Annotated in this window: 18 protein-coding genes and 1 pseudogene; 6 read left to right on the top strand and 13 right to left on the bottom strand. The window is 71.3% G+C overall.

The window, feature by feature from the left end; all coding sequences use genetic code 11:
- Positions 1 to 101: 101 nt before the first annotated feature.
- Complete coding sequence (locus QE412_RS14325) at positions 102 to 707, bottom strand: biotin transporter BioY (protein WP_307485213.1); 606 nt, start codon at positions 705 to 707, stop codon at positions 102 to 104.
- A gap of 54 nt (positions 708 to 761) precedes the next feature.
- Here QE412_RS14325 and QE412_RS14320 point away from each other — a divergent pair, with 54 nt between their 5' ends.
- Entirely contained in the window at positions 762 to 1,379 is a 618-nt protein-coding gene (locus QE412_RS14320; RefSeq protein WP_307485210.1) for a TetR family transcriptional regulator, read from the top strand.
- 126 nt (positions 1,380 to 1,505) lie between these two features.
- Here the strand turns inward: QE412_RS14320 and QE412_RS14315 are convergent, their stop codons facing one another.
- The 3 genes and pseudogenes from QE412_RS14315 to QE412_RS14310 all read right to left on the bottom strand — a co-directional run bounded on the left by QE412_RS14315 (position 1,506) and on the right by QE412_RS14310 (position 3,553).
- Positions 1,506 to 2,408 carry a cytochrome b/b6 domain-containing protein gene (locus QE412_RS14315; RefSeq protein ID WP_307485206.1) on the bottom strand — a complete coding sequence of 301 codons (903 nt, stop codon included), beginning with the start codon at positions 2,406 to 2,408 and terminating at the stop codon, positions 1,506 to 1,508.
- Between the two features lie 233 nt (positions 2,409 to 2,641).
- Positions 2,642 to 2,764 (bottom strand): annotated as a pseudogene (locus QE412_RS17780) (electron transfer flavoprotein subunit alpha/FixB family protein); the annotation flags it as partial.
- Positions 2,765 to 3,553, bottom strand: coding sequence for an enoyl-CoA hydratase-related protein (locus tag QE412_RS14310; RefSeq protein WP_307485203.1), 789 nt, complete (start codon positions 3,551 to 3,553; stop codon positions 2,765 to 2,767).
- A 239-nt stretch (positions 3,554 to 3,792) separates the two neighbouring features.
- Here QE412_RS14310 and QE412_RS14305 point away from each other — a divergent pair, with 239 nt between their 5' ends.
- A complete protein-coding gene (locus QE412_RS14305) occupies positions 3,793 to 4,134 on the top strand; it encodes a DUF7021 domain-containing protein (RefSeq protein WP_307485200.1) in 342 nt (113 codons plus the stop codon).
- Between the two features lie 6 nt (positions 4,135 to 4,140).
- Positions 4,141 to 4,500, top strand: coding sequence for a DUF2262 domain-containing protein (locus tag QE412_RS17775; protein WP_373426576.1), 360 nt, complete (start codon positions 4,141 to 4,143; stop codon positions 4,498 to 4,500).
- 11 nt (positions 4,501 to 4,511) lie between these two features.
- On the opposite strand, the gene QE412_RS14295 is transcribed toward QE412_RS17775, so the two are convergent.
- Positions 4,512 to 5,231, bottom strand: a complete 720-nt coding sequence (locus QE412_RS14295; protein WP_307485196.1) for a VIT1/CCC1 transporter family protein — start codon at positions 5,229 to 5,231, stop codon at positions 4,512 to 4,514.
- Between the two features lie 180 nt (positions 5,232 to 5,411).
- Between QE412_RS14295 and QE412_RS14290 the strand changes: the two genes are divergently transcribed.
- Positions 5,412 to 8,873: a choice-of-anchor I family protein gene (locus QE412_RS14290; RefSeq protein ID WP_307485193.1), complete on the top strand. Its 3,462-nt coding sequence runs from the start codon at positions 5,412 to 5,414 to the stop codon at positions 8,871 to 8,873.
- A gap of 144 nt (positions 8,874 to 9,017) precedes the next feature.
- Here the strand turns inward: QE412_RS14290 and QE412_RS14285 are convergent, their stop codons facing one another.
- On the bottom strand, positions 9,018 to 9,725 hold the full coding sequence (locus QE412_RS14285; protein ID WP_307485190.1) for a Type 1 glutamine amidotransferase-like domain-containing protein: 708 nt from the start codon (positions 9,723 to 9,725) through the stop codon (positions 9,018 to 9,020).
- 38 nt (positions 9,726 to 9,763) lie between these two features.
- On the opposite strand from QE412_RS14285, the gene QE412_RS14280 reads away from it, so the two are divergent.
- Entirely contained in the window at positions 9,764 to 10,180 is a 417-nt protein-coding gene (locus tag QE412_RS14280; RefSeq protein ID WP_307485186.1) for a hypothetical protein, read from the top strand.
- Between the two features lie 53 nt (positions 10,181 to 10,233).
- Here the strand turns inward: QE412_RS14280 and QE412_RS14275 are convergent, their stop codons facing one another.
- The 5 genes from QE412_RS14275 to QE412_RS14255 all read right to left on the bottom strand — a co-directional run bounded on the left by QE412_RS14275 (position 10,234) and on the right by QE412_RS14255 (position 16,174).
- A complete protein-coding gene (locus tag QE412_RS14275) occupies positions 10,234 to 11,412 on the bottom strand; it encodes a thiolase family protein (RefSeq protein WP_307485183.1) in 1,179 nt (392 codons plus the stop codon).
- Positions 11,412 to 12,698, bottom strand: coding sequence for a citrate/2-methylcitrate synthase (locus tag QE412_RS14270; protein ID WP_307485179.1), 1,287 nt, complete (start codon positions 12,696 to 12,698; stop codon positions 11,412 to 11,414). The genes QE412_RS14275 and QE412_RS14270 overlap by 1 nt, the downstream gene beginning before the upstream one ends.
- A 113-nt stretch (positions 12,699 to 12,811) precedes the next feature.
- Entirely contained in the window at positions 12,812 to 13,711 is a 900-nt protein-coding gene (prpB, locus tag QE412_RS14265; RefSeq protein ID WP_307485176.1) for a methylisocitrate lyase, read from the bottom strand.
- A 310-nt stretch (positions 13,712 to 14,021) separates the two neighbouring features.
- Positions 14,022 to 15,548, bottom strand: coding sequence for an MmgE/PrpD family protein (locus tag QE412_RS14260; RefSeq protein WP_307485174.1), 1,527 nt, complete (start codon positions 15,546 to 15,548; stop codon positions 14,022 to 14,024).
- Positions 15,545 to 16,174: a GntR family transcriptional regulator gene (locus QE412_RS14255; protein WP_307485171.1), complete on the bottom strand. Its 630-nt coding sequence runs from the start codon at positions 16,172 to 16,174 to the stop codon at positions 15,545 to 15,547. The genes QE412_RS14260 and QE412_RS14255 overlap by 4 nt, the downstream gene beginning before the upstream one ends.
- A gap of 92 nt (positions 16,175 to 16,266) precedes the next feature.
- Between QE412_RS14255 and QE412_RS14250 the strand changes: the two genes are divergently transcribed.
- Complete coding sequence (locus tag QE412_RS14250) at positions 16,267 to 16,632, top strand: YbjQ family protein (protein WP_307485167.1); 366 nt, start codon at positions 16,267 to 16,269, stop codon at positions 16,630 to 16,632.
- Between the two features lie 75 nt (positions 16,633 to 16,707).
- Here QE412_RS14250 and QE412_RS14245 read toward each other — a convergent pair whose 3' ends face one another.
- Positions 16,708 to 16,908 (bottom strand): hypothetical protein, encoded by a 201-nt coding sequence (locus QE412_RS14245; RefSeq protein WP_307485165.1) that lies wholly within the window; start codon positions 16,906 to 16,908, stop codon positions 16,708 to 16,710.
- A gap of 91 nt (positions 16,909 to 16,999) precedes the next feature.
- On the bottom strand, positions 17,000 to 17,587 hold the full coding sequence (locus QE412_RS14240) for a TetR/AcrR family transcriptional regulator (protein WP_307485162.1): 588 nt from the start codon (positions 17,585 to 17,587) through the stop codon (positions 17,000 to 17,002).
- Positions 17,588 to 17,694: the final 107 nt, after the last annotated feature.

Genomic DNA, 17,694 nt, shown 5'->3' with positions numbered 1-17,694 from the left:
CCCCGTCGTTCCGCGCGCACCGTCGACCAGCATGGCGTCCCACGCTTCATCGATGTCGGCACGGCGTCCGGCCGGGCGCAACCCGGCGACATCGACGGCGATCACGCCGCGGCACTCACCCGCGCCCGCTCGCGCGCGGGCGTGCTGCGCCACGCGCGACGGAATCCGCGGGGGTACGCGCGCACGAGCGCGGTGACGATGACGGTCGCAAGCGCGGCCTTGAGCAGATCGCCGGGCACGAAGACGAGGCTGGAGAGCGCGGTCTCGGCGAGCGGCAAACGGGTGACGAGGCTCTGCACCGGGATGCCGAGGGCGTAGATGGCGCCGATCCCGCCGGCGACCATCGCCAGCGCGGTGCGCCAGACGACCGGGCGTCGGCCGCCCGCGTGGACGATCAGGCCGATCACGATCGCACCGAGGATCCACCCCAGCGCGTAGCCGGCCGTCGGCCCGAGGAAGACGCCGAAGCCGCCGCGACCACCGGCGAGCAGCGGGAGACCCGCCGCGACGAGCGCGAGGAGCACCGTGACCGAGAGCGCCCCGAACCACGGTCCGAGCACGGCTCCCGCGAGCATCACGCCGAGGGTCTGGGCGGTGATGGGCACGCCGCCGAACACGGGGAAGCTCCCCGGCAGACCCAGCACCGCGATCAGCGCGGCGAAGACGGCCACGCGGGCGAGGTCGGTGGCATCCGGAGTACGAGACATGAGGAACCTTCCTGAACGGTGTTCACATGAACAGCGTTCACTATAGTCAGAGGCATGGCACCCCGAGGACACTCCGCCGACGACGTCGCCCGCGCCGCCCTGCGCCTCCTCGACGACCACGGCCTGCCCGACCTCACGATGCGCCGGCTCGCCACCGCGCTCGAGGTACAGCCCAGCGCGCTGTACTGGCATTTCCCCAACAAGCAGTCGCTGCTCGCCGAGCTCTCCGACCGCATCGTCGGCCGCATGGCATCCGGTCCCGCCGTCGACCTGCTCGTCGAGGCGCACGCCCTGCGCGACGCGCTGCTGGCGTACCGCGACGGCGCCGAGGTGGTCTCGAGCACCCTGGCGCTCGGGCTCGGGTCCTCGCTCGCGCACGACCGGCTCGCGTCGGCCGTGGCCGCGACCGGCGCCGACGCCGAGACGGCGCGGCGCGTGGCCACCACCGTGCTGCACTACGTGCTCGGCTTCGCGTGGCACGAGCAGCAGCGCCTGCACTACGACAGCGTCGGCGTGCGGGTCGGCGGCGGCGCGGCAGGCGGGGTCGAGGGCGACAGCGCGGCGGACGGCATCCCGGCAGCCGAGGGCGACCCCGCGGGCCTCGCGAGCGACGACTTCGCGTTCGGCCTGGCCCTCATCGCCGACGGTCTGCGGGCGCGCGGCCGGGTCTGAGCCGCGCGGCGCCCACCTCCGAGGACGCACGGGCTTTGCCGAGGACGCACGGTTCTGTGCGCGATCGTGTGCGTCCTCGACGACGAGGTACGTCCTCGACAGCCAGGGCGTCCTCGCCGCGACGCGTCAGCGCTGCTTGACGTCGCCGAACAGGCGGGCGATCGGCACGAGCACCGCGGGGCGCGCCGCCACCCAGCCCACGGCCATCACGAGCAGGGATGCCGCGAAGATCAGCAATCCGGTGGGATCGCTCGCGTACGCCTCGGGGTCGACCGAACCACGGGCGGCGTACATGTGGTTGAGATTGCGGAGGGCACCGGTCGCGAGCACGAGACCGACGTGCACCACGATGAACGCCACGAAGAACAGCATCACCGGGAAGTGCAGGCGGCGCGCCCACTCGATCGGGTACCACCGGTTGAGCTTCTCGGCATCCTTCGGCCAGACGCCCGACAGGCGCACCCCGCTGACGATCGCGAGGGGCGCGGCCAGGAACGTGATCGCGAAGTACGACAGCTGTTGCAGGCTGTTGTAGTTCACCCAGCCGTTCTCGGTCGGCCAGTCGAGCGAGACGTACTGCAGGGCCGCCGACAGCGCGTTCGGGAAGACCTCCCACGACGTCGGCACGATCCGCATCCACTGCCCGGTCGCGAACAGCAGCACGACGAAGACCACGCCGTTCGCGATCCACAGGATGTCGATCGCCTGGTGGAACCACAGCGCCAGGCTGATGCGACGCTTCTTGTTGCCGCGCGGCGACCAGAACGCGGCGGGACGCTTCTCGCGCCGCACCTGCCAGCCGGTGCGGATGATGAAGAGCAGGAAGAAGCTGTTCAGGAAGTGCGACCAGTTGAGCCAGGCGGGAATCCCCACCGGTGCCCCCTCGGGCAGGCGGTACTCGCCGGGGAAAGCGGCGAGGAACTGCTGCCCCGGCTCGAGGGCGAGCACGAAGCGGGCGAGCAGCACCGCGATACCCGCGAGCGCGAGCGCGAAGACGCCGAGCACCGCGATCGACGCGAGCCACTGCACCGGTGTGTAGGGGCCGATACGGCGGGGTTCCGCGGGTCTCTCTCGGACAGCGGATGCCGCCGCGCCCGGCCATACCGTCCGCGGCACCGAGAGGGGTGCGCGCGGGGCGGCCGGCTCCCCCGCACCCGCCTCGGGCACGCCGGAGCCCGCGGGCGGCCACGGCTCCCCGCCGGGAACGCGCGGCAGCCCGCGACGTGGGTTATCGGGTGTCGACGCCATCTATACGTGAGGGACTACTTCTTGTGGGCGTCGCGCGCGCTGATGAACTGCGGGACGACGGTGAACAGGTCTCCGACGATACCGAAGTCGGCGACGGCGAAGATGGGATGGTCTGAGTCTTTGTCGACCGAGACGATTCATCGGTGGGTGAACGACGGCGCGCGCTTCTCGCGGAACGCGGCCATCCCCTCCTTCTGGTCGGCGGTGTCGAACAGGCCCGCGAAGGCCTGCCGCTCGAAGCGCAGCCCCTCGGCGAGTGAGGTCTCCAGCGCCGCGTCGAGCGCCGCCTTCGCGGCGTACAGGGCGGGCAGCGGCTTCTCGGCGATCGTCTGGGCCACCGTCTGCGCTTCGTCGAGGAGGTCGGTCGCGGGCACGACCCGCGAGACGAGCCCGACCCGCTCGGCCTCGGCCGCGTCGATCATGCGGCCGGTGAGCACGAGCTCGGCGGCCTTGTAGTACCCGAGCGCGCGCACGAGACGCTGCGTGCCGCCCATGCCCGGGATGACCCCGAGCTGCACCTCGGGCTGGCCGAACCGCGCCCGGTCGGACGCGAGGATCACGTCGCACATGAGGGCGAGCTCGCACCCGCCGCCGAGGGCGTAGCCCGACACCGCCGCGACGACCGGCGTGCGCACGGCGGCGAACCGCGCCCACGCCCCGAAGTGGTCGGTCAGCGTCATCTCGACGCTCGACTTGCTCTCCATCTCCTTGATGTCGGCCCCCGCGGCGAACGCCTTCTCACTGCCCGTGACGACGATGGCACCGACGCCCTCGTCCGCGTCGAACGTCTCGGCCGCGGCGACGACCTCACGCATCGTCGCCGTGTTCAGAGCGTTGAGCGCCTCGGGGCGATCCAGCGTGATCCACCCGACGCGGCCCCGCTGCTCGACGCGAATGGTCTGGTACTCGGCATCCTGGTTCGTCATGTCACTCCCGTCGTTCCGGCGCGCGGTGATCCCGCCCTGGCATGCTCGCACGCTCCCCCGACATGGATCGAGGGGGTTCCGCACGGCTCCCCCGGCTCACGCCGCCAGCACGCTCCGGCCCACGATGAGGCGCCTGATCTCGTTCGTGCCCTCGAGGATGCGATGCACCCGCAGGTCGCCGAGGTCGTGACCGCCGCCGCATCGGATCCGGCACCGGGGTCGGTGAGGCAGGAGGCGCCGTGGTCGCCGACGAGGGGAGGTTGTCGCGGCTCGCCACCGGCGCGGAACGCGAGGGGTGGGTCCACGCTCTCACGGCCCTGACGCAGTACCGCGTGCGAGTCCGCCGCGCCACCCCCGACCCCGCGGAGTACGCGAGGTACAACCTCCCCGTGCCCGATCTCTCGCATCACTTCGCGCTCGATGAGGTCATCGAGCGCGACCTGACCGTCCCTGTGCTCGGCGACCGGCGCGAAGAGTGGGTCCGCCCTGTCGTCCTCTCCACCGACCTGGGCGCGTTCGCCCTCGATCGTTCCTTCGGGTGGTTCACGGGAGAGGTCCCCTGGGCGGGTGACCGCGTATAGGTCAGCCTGAGCATCGACGACGACGCTCGCGAAGGCGCCGAGACCTGCGAGGGTGCCTTCGCTCGCCTACGGGGACTGCTCGCCGACCTGCCGGACGTCGATGACCGCTGGCGCGCCTTCGCGGCCGAGAAGCTCACCGACCTCGCGAACGAGTGGCAGGAGGAGGACGAAGACGACGACGCACCGGACCCGGCGCCGATCACCCGCGAGACGTTCGCGGAGCGGATCCGCCTGAGCGAGCTCGGCATCGCCGCCGACGGCTCGGCCACGCCGTACTACGACGACGGCGACCTGTTCATCGGCCACGTTATCGTCATCGACCTGCAGGCCGACGGGTCACTCACCGACGCGTCCATCGCCGGCTGAGGGTCCGAGCGCTACCCCGCCGCCACCCCGAAGAGCGAGCCCACGAGATACGTCGCGCCCAGCGCGAGCGCGCCGCCGATGACCGTGCGCAGGATCGAGAGCCCGCGGCGGGCACCGCCGATCCACGCGGCGACGTAGCCGGTGACCGCGAGGGCCACCAGCACCGCCCCGAACGTGAGCGGCACGCGCACCTCGACCGGCGCGAGCAAGATCGTCAGCATCGGCAGCAGCGCCCCGATCGTGAACGCCGCCGCCGACGCCAGGGCCGTGGTCCACGGGCTCACCACGTCGTCGGCGTCGATGTTCAGCTCGACCGCGAGGTGGGCTTTGAGGGCATCGGATGCCGTGAGCTCGGTCGCCACGCGCGTCGCGGTGTCGCGCGTGAGCCCCTGGGCCTCGTACAGACCCACGAGCTCCGAGAACTCGGCATCCGGATCCTCGGCGAGCTCGCGCCGCTCCTTCTGGATCAGCGCCCGTTCGCTGTCGCGCTGGCTCGAGACCGAGACGTACTCGCCGAGCGCCATCGACACCGCCCCGCCCACGAGCGCGGCGAGCCCGGCCACCAGCACGGGTCCCACGTCGCTCGTGGCACCGGCCACACCGACCACGACGGCGGCCGTCGAGACGATGCCGTCGTTCGCGCCCAGCACTCCGGCGCGCAGGCCGTTCAGTCGCTGGGCGAGGCCCTGGCGGTGGGGCTCGTCGGGATGGGAGTCGGCGGGCGTCGTCATGCGCCCAGAGTAAACGGGGGGCCGAGCGGCGCGCAGCGACCGTGACTGCCGAGCGATCGCGTTTTCCACCCGTTCACCCCCATCGTCACGCTTCGCCGACACACTCGTCACGTGCGCCGCGCGCGGCGCCCCCTGCGCCGCCCCCGCTGCGCATGGCCCCCATGCACCGAGGACACAGCCATGCCTTCGCCCTTCCTCCGCCGTTCCGTCGCGGTGACCGCGACGACGGCCGTCGTGTGCGCGCTCGCCCTGTCGAGCGTGACCGCGGCCTCCGCCGCGATCGTTCCCGAGCCCGTCCGGGACTCCCCCGCCGACAGCGCGGTGAGCCTGCGGCCGATCGGCACGTACGAGACCGGCGTGTTCGACCAGTCGGCCGCCGAGATCGTGCACGCGTACAAGAACCGCCTGTTCGTCGTGAACGCGCAGGCCGGAGCCGTCGACGTGCTCGACAACAGCAACCCCGCGTCCCCCGCGAAGCTGTATGCGATCACCGCGACCGGCGTCGCCAACTCCCTCGCGGTCCGTGCCGACGGTCTCGGCGTCATCGCCGTGGAAGACGCCGACAAGACCGCGCCGGGGCGCCTGGTCTTCTTCGATGCGGATGCCGCCGAGCCGACCGTCCTCGGCGAGGTCACCGTCGGAGCGCTGCCCGACATGGTCACGATCTCCGCCGACGGCACGGTCGCGGTCGTCGCCAACGAGGGCGAGCCGGCCGACGACTTCACGAGCGACCCGGAGGGCTCGGTCGGCATCGTGGCTCTGCCCGCCGGCAAGAGCGCCCCCACCCAGGACGCCGTGCGCACCGCCGGCTTCGCCGCCTTCGAGCAGGGCGGCACGAGGACCCTCGACCCCACTGTCCGTGTCTTCGGCCCCGACGTCGCCGCGCCCGACCAGGGCGACACCCCGCTCGCGGCCAACCGCGTCAGCCGTAACCTCGAGCCCGAGTACATCGCCGTCGCCGGCGGCACGGCCTACGTCACGCTGCAGGAGGCGAACGCCCTCGCCATCGTCGATCTGGCTTCGGCCGAGGTCACCGGCATCCGGTCCCTGGGTGTCAAGGACTACGGCGTCGAGACGCTCGATGCGAGCGACCGTGACCCCAAGGGCGCGCCCACCTACAACGAGAAGACCTACCCGGGGCTGTTCGGCATGTACATGCCCGACGGCATCCAGGCCTACGAGGCGGACGGCGAGACCTACCTCGTCACCGCCAACGAGGGCGACGGTCGCGCCTGGGGCGAGTACACCGACACCGCGCGCGTGGGAGACCTCGGGGCGAAGGGACTCGCGCCGGTGTGCGCCGACAGCCCGCTCGCGGGCTCGCTCGGCAACGCCGACCTCGGCCGCCTCAACATCGCGACCGACAGGGGGCTGAACGCCGACGGCACCTGCTACTCCGCGCTCTCCACCTTCGGCGGCCGCGGCTTCTCGGTGTGGAACACCGCGGGCGAGCAGGTCTTCGACTCGGGCGCCGCTTTCGAACGCGTCACGCACGACGCGAACCCGGAGTTCTTCAACTCGAACCACTCCGCCTCGAACCTCGAGGGCCGCAGCGACGACAAGGGTCCCGAGCCCGAGAGCCTCGCGATCGGTGAGGTCGACGGACGCACGTACGCCTTCGTCGGGCTGGAGCGCGTCGGCGGCATCGTCACGTACGACATCACCGACCCGAAGAACGCCACGTATGCCGGATACGTCAACAACCGCGACTTCTCGGTCTCGGTCGAAGACCAGCTGACCGGTGACGAGACGGCCGACCGCGAACTGCTGTCGAAGGCCGGAGACCTGGGCCCCGAGGGGGTCGACTTCATCCCCGCGGATGCCTCGCCCACCGGCCGCCCGCTCGTTGCCGTCGGCAACGAGGTGTCGGGCACCACGACCCTGTTCGCGGTGGAGAACCCCAGCGTGAAGAACATCGACATCCTCACGATCAACGACTTCCACGGCCGCCTCGAGACGGGCTCGCAGGGCGAGGCCGGAGCCGCCGTGCTCGCCGGGGCCGTCAAGGCCAAGGAGGCGCAGAACCCGAACAAGCTGTTCGTCTCGGCGGGCGACAACATCGGCGCCTCGACGTTCACCTCGCTCATCCAGGACGACTCGCCGACGATCGACGCGCTCAAGGCGTCCGGCCTCGACGTCTCGGCCGTGGGCAACCACGAGTTCGACCGCGGCTTCGCCGACCTCACCGATCGCGTGCTCCCCGCATACGGGGGCGGCCAGTTCGGTCTCGGTGCCAACGTCTACAAGAAAGGCACGACCGAGCCCGCGCTGCAGGAGTACGCGGTGAAGGACGTCGACGGCGTGCGTGTCGCCTTCATCGGCACCGTCACGCCCGACACCGCCACGATGGTCGACCCCGCCGGCATCGCCGGCCTGGAATTCGGCGACCAGCTCGAAGCCGCGAACCGCGTCGCCGACGAGATCACGAAGAACGACCTCGCCGACGTCATCGTGCTGCTGACGCACTCGGGGGCCTCGACCTCGAACGACTGCGCCGCCGTGGCGGCCGACCAGGACGGCTTCGGCAAGCTCGCGGTCAACGCGTCGCCCGAGATCGACGCGTTCGTCTCGGCGCACACGCACCAGACCTACGCGTGCGACCTGCCGGTGGCCGGCACCGACCGCACCCGCCCGGTCATCCAGGCGTCCGAGTACGGCAAGGCCATGGGTCAGCTGTCGCTGGCGTGGGACGAGCGCACCGGCTCCCTGGCATCCATCTCCGCAACCACGTTCCCGCTGGCAAAGGCCTTCGCTCCGGATGCCACGATCGCGGCGAAGGTCGCGGGCTACGTCGCGCAGGCCGACGTCATCGGCGCGAAGCCGGTGGGCCGGATCAGCGCCGACATCCTGCGCGGCGGCACCCCCTCGGGCAGTGACCGCGGCGTGGAGTCGTCGATGGGCAACGGGGTCGCGGACGTCTACCTCTGGGCGACGTCGCAGGACCCGACCTACGCGGGAACGCAGGCGCAGATCGCGCTCATGAACCCGGGCGGCCTCCGAGCGGACCTGCTCGACGACGGGGTCGTCACCTTCAAGGAGGCGGCCCTCGTGCAGCCGTTCGCCAACACCCTCGTGACGGTGACGCTGACGGGCGCGCAGCTGCGCGGCATCCTGAACGAGCAGTGGAAGGCGACGGGCGACCGTCCGAAGCTGCACCTCGGTGTGTCGGACGGCTTCTCGTACACCTACACGCAGGATCCGTCGAACCCGCGCGTGGGTGCGGTCGTGGCGATGACCTACCAGGGCCGAACGATCGCCGACGGCGACACGTTCACGGTCGTGACCAACTCGTTCCTCGCAAACGGCGGCGACGGCTTCACGACCTTCGCGGCGGGCACCGACCGCACCGACACCGGTGAGATCGACCTCGACGCGACGCTGTCGTACTTCGAGGCGACGCCGGTGGTCGACCCGGCACCGCTGGGCCGCGCCGTGCTGGTCTCGGGGACGACGCCGAGCGAGAACCCGGGGCAGCAGCCGAGCGCACAGCCGGGAACGGATGCCGCGCAGCCGGGCGCCCGCCCCGGTCAGAACCTCGCGACCACCGGTGCCGAGGCGCCGTGGGGCATCGCGCTCGCGGGTGTCTTCCTCGTGGTGGCCGGCGGTCTCGCCTTCGTCTTGCGGCGGCGCCGCGCCGTCTGACGCCGGAAAGGGAAACGGCCCTCACCCTCGCGGGTGGGGGCCGTTCCGCGTTCCTCGTGTCGTACCGCGGAGTTCTCCGCCGGCACGCCGGGGCTCACCCGCGGAGACGGCGCGGCGCCCGCGACCTCCGCGCGAGGGCGCCGGTCAGGCCGAACGGAGGGTGACTCGGACTCCGGATGCCGCGGCGGCGACGTCCCACACGTGACCGGGCCCACGAACGGTGGAGGCACCCGACGAGACGATCACGGCCGCGTGCTCGTCGATCGCGACGCCCTCGGCGACCAGCCCCGCGTCGACGGCCGCGATGAGGCGCGAGACCGTCCCCCACTGCGCGGCGTGCACGTCGACCGCGAAGGGAACGAGGCCGAGCCCGTCGCGGACCTCGAGCTCGTCGAGCTCTTCGGCTGCATCCTCGGATGCCACCTCCACACCGTGCAACAGGTATCCGCCCACCAGCGCCCGCTGCGGGGCGATGGCCGAGCCGGCCGAGAAGCCGGCATACGGCATCCCGTCCCGCACCCGCGCGCGGAGGGCGGCCGCGATGTCCGCGAACGCGTCCTGATACGCCGGGGTCAGTCCGCCGCCGACGAAGAGGGCGTCGGCGTCGATCGCCGCGGGGGTGAAAGTCTCACCCTCGACGATCGCCTCCACCCGGATCTCCTGCGCGCCCGCAGCCTCGAGGACACCGCGGAAACGCGCGACCGAGGCCTCGTCGTCGGCCTCGAGCACGAGCAGCAGCGCGAAGACTGGCGTGCGGCCCTCCGCCCTCTCGCGGGCTTCCGCGACGAACGGTTCCAGCAGCGCGCCGCAGCGGGCGACGTCACGCCCGCCGCCGAGGAGATGGATGCTCATGCGCTCAGTATCGCGGGCGCTCGCCTACCCTGAGCCCTATGAGCTCGACACGGACCGCACAGCGCCCGGCCACCGCGCGACGCCGCTCACCGGGGGCGATGTTCTGGGTGCTCAGCGTGCTCGGGGTGGTGGTGGCGGTCGTGGCCTGGGTGTGGTTCGGCATGGCCTTCTTGGAGGAGATGACCGAGCAACCGAAGGCAGTGGCCGCGGGCACGAGCATGGCCGGCTTCGGGTTCGAGTTCGGTACCGTCCCCCTGCTCGTGGCGCACGCCGTCGGCATCGTCGCGCTGGGCCTCACGGTGTTCCCGCGGCAACCGCGCACCGGTCGCGCCTGGGGGTACGCCCTGGCGAGCGTCGCCATCGCCTCGCTCATCGGCATGATCGCCGCGCAAGTACTGTTCGGCGGCCGGCTCTTCCTCATGGGGGCCGGCGCCGCGGACGTCTTCGTCCCCTGACGAGAGCCCGCCGTGTCGAGGTCGACCGTCCCGGGCCCGGCCGTCGTGTGGCGTCAGTACCGCCGCAGCAGCGCCGCGAGCGCCTGACCGCCGCCGATGCACATCGTCACGACCGCGTACTCGAGGTCGCGGCGTCGCAGGTCGAGGGCCGCGCGCACGGTCAGGGTCGCGCCCGTCGCCCCGACGGGATGCCCCAGCGCGATCGCGCCGCCGTACGGGTTGACCTTCTCGGGGTCGAGGCCCGCGTCGCGGGTCACCGCGACCGCCTGCGCGGCGAAGGCCTCGTTCAGCTCGATCACGTCGACGTCGGCCGGGCTGAGCCCCGTGCGTTCCCACAGACGCTGCAGGGCGAGAACCGGCGCGTACCCCATGATCTCGGGGTCGACGCCGGCGGTCGTCACGGCCTCGAGCGTCGCGAGGCCGGTCAGGCCGCGATCGCGGACATCGTCTTCGCGCAGCAGCACGGTGGCGGCGGCGCCGTCGTTGATGCCGGAGGAGTTCCCGGCCGTGACCGACCCGTCCCGCTCGAACGCGGGGCGCAGGCCCGCCAACGCCTCGAGGGTCGTGCCCGGTCGCGGGTGCTCGTCGACGGATACCTCGACCGGCCGCTTGCCACCGGTGGTCACGGGCACGATCTCTTCCGCGAACGCCGCGCGCGCGGCATCCGTCGATGCCCGTCGCTGGCTCTCGACGGCGAAGGCGTCCTGCTCCTCGCGCGAGACGGAGTATCGGGATGCCACGACCTCGGCCGTCGTGCCCATGTGCCGGCCGCTGAAGGGGTCGGTGAGGATCGCGAGCGTGCCGTCGAGCAGCGTGCGGTCGCCGAGACGGCTGTTGCCGCGGGCGCCGTAGTCGAGGAAGGGCGTGCGCGACATGCTCTCGTCGCCGCCCGCGACGGCGACGTCGATACCGCCCCAGCGAAGCTCTTGCGCGGCCGACCAGATCGCCTGCAGTCCCGAGCCGCAGAGCCGGTTGACCGTGAAGGCGGGGACGCGTGTGGGCAGACCCGCGGCGAGCGCGACGCGGCGGGCGTTGTAAGCATCGGGGCCGTTCTGGGCGATACAGCCCATGACGACCTCGTCGACGTCGTCTTTGGCGACGCCGGCGCGGGTCAGCGCGGCCTCGACCGCGACGGCCCCCAGCTCGTGCGCGTCGACGCCCGACAGCGACCCGCCGAAAGACCCGATGGGCGTGCGGGCACCCGAGACGATGACGATCCGCGGCTCGCCCATCAGCTCGCCGCCTCTTCGGGGCGCTCCTGCGCGTCGCGCACGGCCGCGTCGGCGACGTAGCCGTCGATGTGCCGCTCGTCGGGGCCGACGTACTCCGACAGCGGGCGGATGAGCGCGTTCGCGGCCTGCTGCTCGCGGATGTGCGCGGTCCAGCCCGTCACGCGGGAGGCGACGAAGAGCGGCGTGAAGGTGAGGGTGTCGAAGCCCATCAGCGCGTAGGCCGGGCCCGAGGGGTAATCGAGGTTGGGGTAGATGCCCTTGCGCGCGACGAACTCGCTCTCGAGCGCGTCGTACAGCTCGGCGACGTCGGGGCGATCGTAGTGGGCCACGAGGGTGTCGAGCGCGGCCTTCATCGTCGGCACGCGCGAGTCGCCGCGCTTGTACACGCGGTGACCGAAGCCCATGATCTTGCGCTTGTCGGCGAGGGCGGCATCGAGCCACGGCACGACGTTGCCTGCGGTACCGATCTCGTCGAACACGTGCAGCACGGCCTCGTTCGCGCCACCGTGAAGCGGACCCTTGAGCGCGCCGATGGCGCCGACGACCGCGGAGAACAGGTCGCTGAGGGTCGACGCGATCACGCGCGCGGTGAAGGTGGAGGCGTTGAACGAGTGCTCGGCGTACAGGGTCATGGAGCGGGTGAAGGCGTCGACGACGACCGGGTCGGGAACACCGCCGGATGCCGAGGACCCTGAGCTCGTCGAAGGGGCCGGCACCGATGCGGCCTCGGTGGCTTCGACGTGCTCAGCCGCCTGCGGCGGGGTGCAGATCTCTTCGCCGAACGTCATCCAGAGAAAGTTCGCGGCGTAATCGAGGTCGTCGCGCGGAGCGATGAGCTCCTGCCCCCGGCGGCGGCGCTGGCCGTACGCGACCACGGCGGGCAGCTGCGCCCAGAGACGAATGCTGCGCTGGAGGTTCTCTTCGGGAGTGCCCACGGCATCCATCACGTTCGAGATCCCCGCGGTCTCGCGCGCGCCGATGACGCTGACGGCGGTGCGCACCTCGTCCATCGGGTGAGCCGACGTCGGCAGCAGGTCGATCGCGGCTCGGACGTCGTCGGGCAGCGCCCGGTGCTCGCGCTCGGTGCGACGCAGGGCGGCGAGCTGCTCGGCATCCGGAAGCTCCCCGTTCCACAACAGGAACGCGACCGCTTCGAACGGCTGCGTGGCGGCGAGCTCGTGCACGGGGTAGCCGCGGTAGAGCAGGCTGTTGGTCTCGGGGTTGACCTTGCTGACGGCGGTCTCGTCGACCGTCACGCCCGCGAGGCCCTTCTTGATGTCGGTCATCGTCTCTCCCTTGAGTCGTGTGCGCTGGTGCCCTGATGTTGAGTTGCGCCGGATGTCCGCGAAGGTCCTCTCCACGCGAGCATCCGGCGCAACTCAGCGGTGGTGGAGCGGACTCAGCGCTCGACGGTGAAGTCGAACACGTCGGCGTCGAAGCGGGTGTAGCCCTCGTAGTCGACCAGGTCGTACAGGTCGGCGCGGTGCTGCATGTCGCCGAGCTGGTGGCGCAGGTGGCCCTCGGATGCCAGGGCGTCGAGGCCCCGGCCCGCCGCACCCATCGCGAGGCGCAGCAGCGACACCGGCCAGATGACGATGTTGACGCCGGCGTCGCGCAGCTGCGCGGTGGAGAACAGCTCGCTCTTTCCGAACTCGGTCATGTTCGCCAGGATCGGCACGTCGAGAGCGGAACGCATCGCCTCGAACTCGCCGAGGTCGCGCATCGCCTCGGGGAAGATCGCGTCGGCGCCGGCGTCGACCAGAGCCTTCGCGCGCTCGATCGCGGCATCCAATCCCTCGACCGCGCGCACGTCGGTGCGGGCGATGACGAGGAAGTTCGGATCACGCCGACCATCGACGGCGGCGCGGATGCGCTTGATCGCCGTGTCGGCATCGACCACGCTCTTGCCGTCGAGGTGACCGCACCGCTTGGGATTGACCTGGTCTTCGATGTGCGCGCCGGCAAGGCCCGCGTCCTCCAGCGTCTGGATCGTGCGGGCCACGTTCATCGGCTCGCCGAACCCGGTGTCGGCGTCGATGATCGCCGGCAGCTCCGTCATGCGCGCGATCTGCTGGCCGCGCCCGGCGACCTCGGTGAGGGTCGTGAGGCCGATGTCGGGCAGGCCCAGGTCGGCGGCGATCACGGCGCCCGAGATGTAGACGCCGTCGAAGCCCTTGCGCTCGATGAGCCGGGCCGACAGCGGATTGAAGGCCCCCGGCATCCGCACGAGCTCACCGGATGCCAGCTTCTCGCGCAACGCGCGGCGCTTCTCGGCCGCGGTGGTCTGGGCGTACAGCATCAGCGGGCTCCTTCCTTCGTGGGGAGGTACGCGGCGGCGGGGTGGGCCGTCCGGCGGAGTCCCGGGGCGGCGGCGCGGACCGCCCGGCGGAGATCACCGACGACACGCCGCCCCACGGCATCCCGAACCGGCGTGTCGACCACGAACCCCGCACCACGGCCCACCCGGAACCCGGGACCGTCGACCGACCCCGCACCACGGCCCACCCGCCCGTCCCGACTGCGGGCAGAGTCCACACGACAGCCGACCCGACCGGCCCACTCCCGCACCGGCGGCTCGGGCTTCGGTGGCGCGCACCCGCCGCCGCGCATCAGAACAACCCCTTCGGCGCCGGCGCCAGCGCCAGCACGCCGGGCTTGGCGACGATCGACAGCTGCATGACCTCGGCGGGCGTCAGCTCGGGCAGGCGCTGCACGAGCTCGAGGAAACGCTCGATCTCCTCGGGCAGCAGCACGGGCTCGGCGAGGGTGCGGAACTTACGGATGTAGTCCTCCCGCGCGAACGGCCGGGCACCCAGCGGATGCGCGTCGGCGACGGCGATCTCGTCTTCGACGGTCGAGCCGTCGGCGAGGGTGATGACGACGCGGCCGCCGAACGCCTTCTCGTTCGGGTCTTCGGAGTGGTAGCGGCGCGTCCACTCGGCATCCTCGGCCGTCGTGACCTTGTGCCACAGCTCGACGGTGTCGGAGCGGCCCGCGCGCTCGGGCGTGTACGAGTCGACGTGGTGCCACGCGCCGTCCTGCAGGGCGACGGCGAAGATGTACGGGATCGAGTGGTCGAGCGTCTCGCGCGACGCGGTGGGGTCGTACTTCTGCGGGTCGTTCGCGCCCGAACCGATGACGTAGTGCGTGTGGTGGCTGGTGTGCAGGACGATGGATGCCACGTTCGCCGGGTCGCGCAGATCGGGGCGTTCCGTGCCGAGGCGACGGGCCAGGTCGATCCAGGCCTGCGCTTGATACTCGGCCGAGTGCTCCTTCGTGTACGAGTCGAGGATGCCGCGCTTGCTCTCGCCCTCGCCGGGGAGCGGCACGTCGTACGAGGCGTCGGGACCGTCGAGCAGCCAGGCGATGACGCCGTCCTCGCCCTCGTAGATCGGCGAGGGGCTGGTCTCGCCGCGCATCGCGCGGTCGACGGCCTCGATCGCCATCTTGCCGGCGAAGGCGGGGGCGTGCGCCTTCCACGTCGAGATCTCGCCCTTTCGCGACTGCCGCGTGGCGGTGGTGGTGTGAAGGGCCTGGCCGATGGCCTGGTAGATCGTCTCCTGGTCGAGGTCGAGCAGGGTGCCGATGCCGGCGGCGGCGGCGGGGCCGAGGTGGGCGACGTGGTCGATCTTGTGCTTGTGCAGGCTGATCGCACGCACGAGGTCGATCTGGATCTCGTACGCCGTGGCGAGGGCCCGCACGAGCGCGGCGCCGTCACGTCCGGTGTGCTGAGCGACGGCGAGCACCGGCGGGATGTTGTCGCCCGGGTGCGAGTAGTCGGCGGCGAGGAAGGTGTCGTGGTAGTCGAGTTCGCGCACGGCCACACCGTTGGCCCACGCGGCCCACTCGGGGCTCGTGCGCCGTTCGAGAAGGCATCCGAACACGGTCGCGCCCGAGCCGCCGATCGACACGGCGTGGTCGAGGGCCTGCTGGCGCGCGGCGCTCACGGGCTGCCGCGTGAGCGAGGCCGCGGCGACGGCGGCGTTGTCGATCAGGCGGTTGACGATCATGTCGACCACGTCGTCGTCGACGGCCACCGCATCGACCGCGACCCGGGCGAGAGACCAGGCGAGCTGCCCCTCGCGGGCGAGGTTCTCGTCGCTGCGGTGCACGCGCACGTGGTGGGTGATCGTCATGAGGGGTCCTCCGTCAAGGCTTCGAGGATGGTGGTGAGGGCGTTGTGCAGGTGCACGTGGGTGGCATGGACGGCGAGTTCGGGGTCGCCGGTGCCGATCGCGCGCGCGATGAGTTCATGCTCCCGGGCGGATGCCGAGAGGCGAAGGGGGTTGTCGCGAGCCATCCGTCGCACCCGTACGAGGTGAGTGCGTACGCTTCGCAGGGCCGCCGCGAGGTAGGGGTTGTCGACCGTAGCGTCGACCCCGGCGTCGAAGCGGGCGATGAGCGCGTAGTAGGCGTCCGCCTCGGCCGTGTCGATGGTGGTGAACTCACGGGCGAGTGAGGTGAACACGCGCCGGTCCGCGCGCAGCGCGGCCAGACGCGCGGCCTCCGCCTCGAGCGCACGCCGCACCTCGAACAGGTCGCGGATGTCATCGACGTCGATGCCGGCGACCACCGTCACGCGCGGCGACGCCTGGGCGACGAGACCATCGGATGCCAAACGGCGCAACGCCTCGCGCAGCGGCGTGCGGCTGACTCCGAGACGCGTGGACTGCTCGACTTCGGCGAGCACGGTGCCCGGGGGCAGTGCGCCGGTCTGGATCTCGTCGAGGAGGGTCACGTAAGCGCGCTCGCTGGCTCGCATGCCGCACCTCCCTTGTGCTGCATTCAGTGTATGCAATGGGCGATCCCCGTGGCCCGTTGCCTCGCATCCACACCGGTTGCGTATACACAATTATGGGTAATTCCCCCCTCGCGCGGCCCGAACCCCCCTGTCACACTGAGCGCATGCTCGTAACGACCATGAATGACATTCCCGGCCGCCAGATCGTCGAGGTGTACGGCGAGGTGACCGGCCTGACCGTACGCGCACGGAACATCGGCGTGCAGTTCGGCGCCGGCCTCAAGTCGATCTTCGGTGGCGAACTGCAGGGCCTCACCAAGCAGCTGCAAGACAGCCGCGACGAGGCAAAGCAGCGCCTGATCGAACAGGCGCAGGCCCTCGGCGCCGACGCGGTGATCGCCATGCGCTTCGACACGAGCGAGGTGGCGCAGAACTTCCAGGAGGTCGTCGCCTACGGCACCGCGGTGAAGCTCGGCTGAGTCCTCGAACACGGAAGCGCCCCGCGCGAATCGAGGCGCGTCCGTGCCAGCCCGTCGACACACCCGCGAGCACCGTCAATGCGATGCGCTCGCGTGGCGGTCTCTTCGGAACGCGCGCGTGCGGAAGCCCGGACTCTCGACGAGGCGGACGCCGATGACTCCGGCCACGTTGCGTTGCGTTGACTCGGTGCCTGAAGCGATGTGGCCGGTGAAGATGAAGCTCAACCCGAAGGCGAGGCCGGCGGCGGCGGTCACCAGCAGGATGCGCAAGGTCATCCGACGCCCATCGACCCCAGGACGCCGCGGCTCCTTGCTCACCAGGAGAAAACGTGAGATCCGCAAGCGATTCTCGACGTTTCGTGACCCCTCACACGCCTCGACCCCACGCCTCCAACGTCGCCGGGATGGATGCCAGGGTCGCAAGCGCGGCATCGCGATCGGCGCGGGCAAGGGTCAGCCCGGCCACGACGAGCGACGCGCAGACCGCGGCGAGCGCGTCCACGGCATCCGGGGCCAGATCGGGGCGACGATCGGCGACGGCCGCGCGGATCGCGGCGCGCATCTCGGCGGCGTAGTCCGACACGAGCGTACGCACCTCGGCGTCGTCGCTCGCGAGCGGTGACGAACCGGCGTTGAGCAGCAGGCATCCGAGCCGAGCGCGCGGGGTGTCCGCGGCGATGGCGTCGCTCATCTCAGCGACGTACGCCTCGAGCGCGCCGGGGTCTCCCCCACCCAGCGGACGCAGGCGCGTGCGCACGACGTCGTCGAGGTAGGCGGCGAGCACCGCATCGAACAGGCCGCGCTTACTGCCGAAGGCGTTGTAGATGCTCGAACGCGTGAGCCCGGTGGCCTCTTCGAGCTCGGTGATCCCCGCCTCGGCGTATCCGCGTCGCCAGAACACGTCGCGCGCGGCGTCGACGACGGCGGAGCGTTCGAAGCTCGCTGTTCTCCCCATGTTCGCTCTCCCCTTCGGGGCGGATGAGCACCTCCCGGACCCTTCGACAGGCTCAGGGTCCTCCCGGTTGCATTCACCAGCCCCGGGTTTATATTAGACCGGTCGTT

It is taken from the genome of Microbacterium trichothecenolyticum (genome assembly GCF_030818955.1).
Classification (GTDB): Bacteria; Actinomycetota; Actinomycetes; order Actinomycetales; family Microbacteriaceae; genus Microbacterium; species Microbacterium trichothecenolyticum_B.
Note: the sequence above shows the minus strand (reverse complement) of the source record. Positions and strands in the feature narration are given on the sequence as shown.

Excerpts from the sequence above, each read along its gene's own strand:
- QE412_RS14310 (WP_307485203.1), bottom strand. The coding sequence starts at position 3,553 with ATGACGAACCAGGATGCCGAGTACCAGACCATTCGCGTCGAGCAGCGG.
- QE412_RS14250 (WP_307485167.1), top strand. The coding sequence starts at position 16,267 with ATGGGTAATTCCCCCCTCGCGCGGCCCGAACCCCCCTGTCACACTGAG.
- QE412_RS14255 (WP_307485171.1), bottom strand. The coding sequence starts at position 16,174 with ATGCGAGCCAGCGAGCGCGCTTACGTGACCCTCCTCGACGAGATCCAG.
- QE412_RS14325 (WP_307485213.1), bottom strand. The coding sequence starts at position 707 with ATGTCTCGTACTCCGGATGCCACCGACCTCGCCCGCGTGGCCGTCTTC.
- QE412_RS14290 (WP_307485193.1), top strand. The coding sequence starts at position 5,412 with ATGCCTTCGCCCTTCCTCCGCCGTTCCGTCGCGGTGACCGCGACGACG.
- QE412_RS14270 (WP_307485179.1), bottom strand. The coding sequence starts at position 12,698 with ATGACCGACATCAAGAAGGGCCTCGCGGGCGTGACGGTCGACGAGACC.
- QE412_RS14320 (WP_307485210.1), top strand. The coding sequence starts at position 762 with ATGGCACCCCGAGGACACTCCGCCGACGACGTCGCCCGCGCCGCCCTG.
- QE412_RS14260 (WP_307485174.1), bottom strand. The coding sequence starts at position 15,548 with ATGACGATCACCCACCACGTGCGCGTGCACCGCAGCGACGAGAACCTC.
- QE412_RS14280 (WP_307485186.1), top strand. The coding sequence starts at position 9,764 with ATGAGCTCGACACGGACCGCACAGCGCCCGGCCACCGCGCGACGCCGC.
- prpB (WP_307485176.1), bottom strand. The coding sequence starts at position 13,711 with ATGCTGTACGCCCAGACCACCGCGGCCGAGAAGCGCCGCGCGTTGCGC.
- QE412_RS14245 (WP_307485165.1), bottom strand. The coding sequence starts at position 16,908 with ATGACCTTGCGCATCCTGCTGGTGACCGCCGCCGCCGGCCTCGCCTTC.
- QE412_RS14275 (WP_307485183.1), bottom strand. The coding sequence starts at position 11,412 with ATGGGCGAGCCGCGGATCGTCATCGTCTCGGGTGCCCGCACGCCCATC.
- QE412_RS14295 (WP_307485196.1), bottom strand. The coding sequence starts at position 5,231 with ATGACGACGCCCGCCGACTCCCATCCCGACGAGCCCCACCGCCAGGGC.
- QE412_RS14240 (WP_307485162.1), bottom strand. The coding sequence starts at position 17,587 with ATGGGGAGAACAGCGAGCTTCGAACGCTCCGCCGTCGTCGACGCCGCG.
- QE412_RS14285 (WP_307485190.1), bottom strand. The coding sequence starts at position 9,725 with ATGAGCATCCATCTCCTCGGCGGCGGGCGTGACGTCGCCCGCTGCGGC.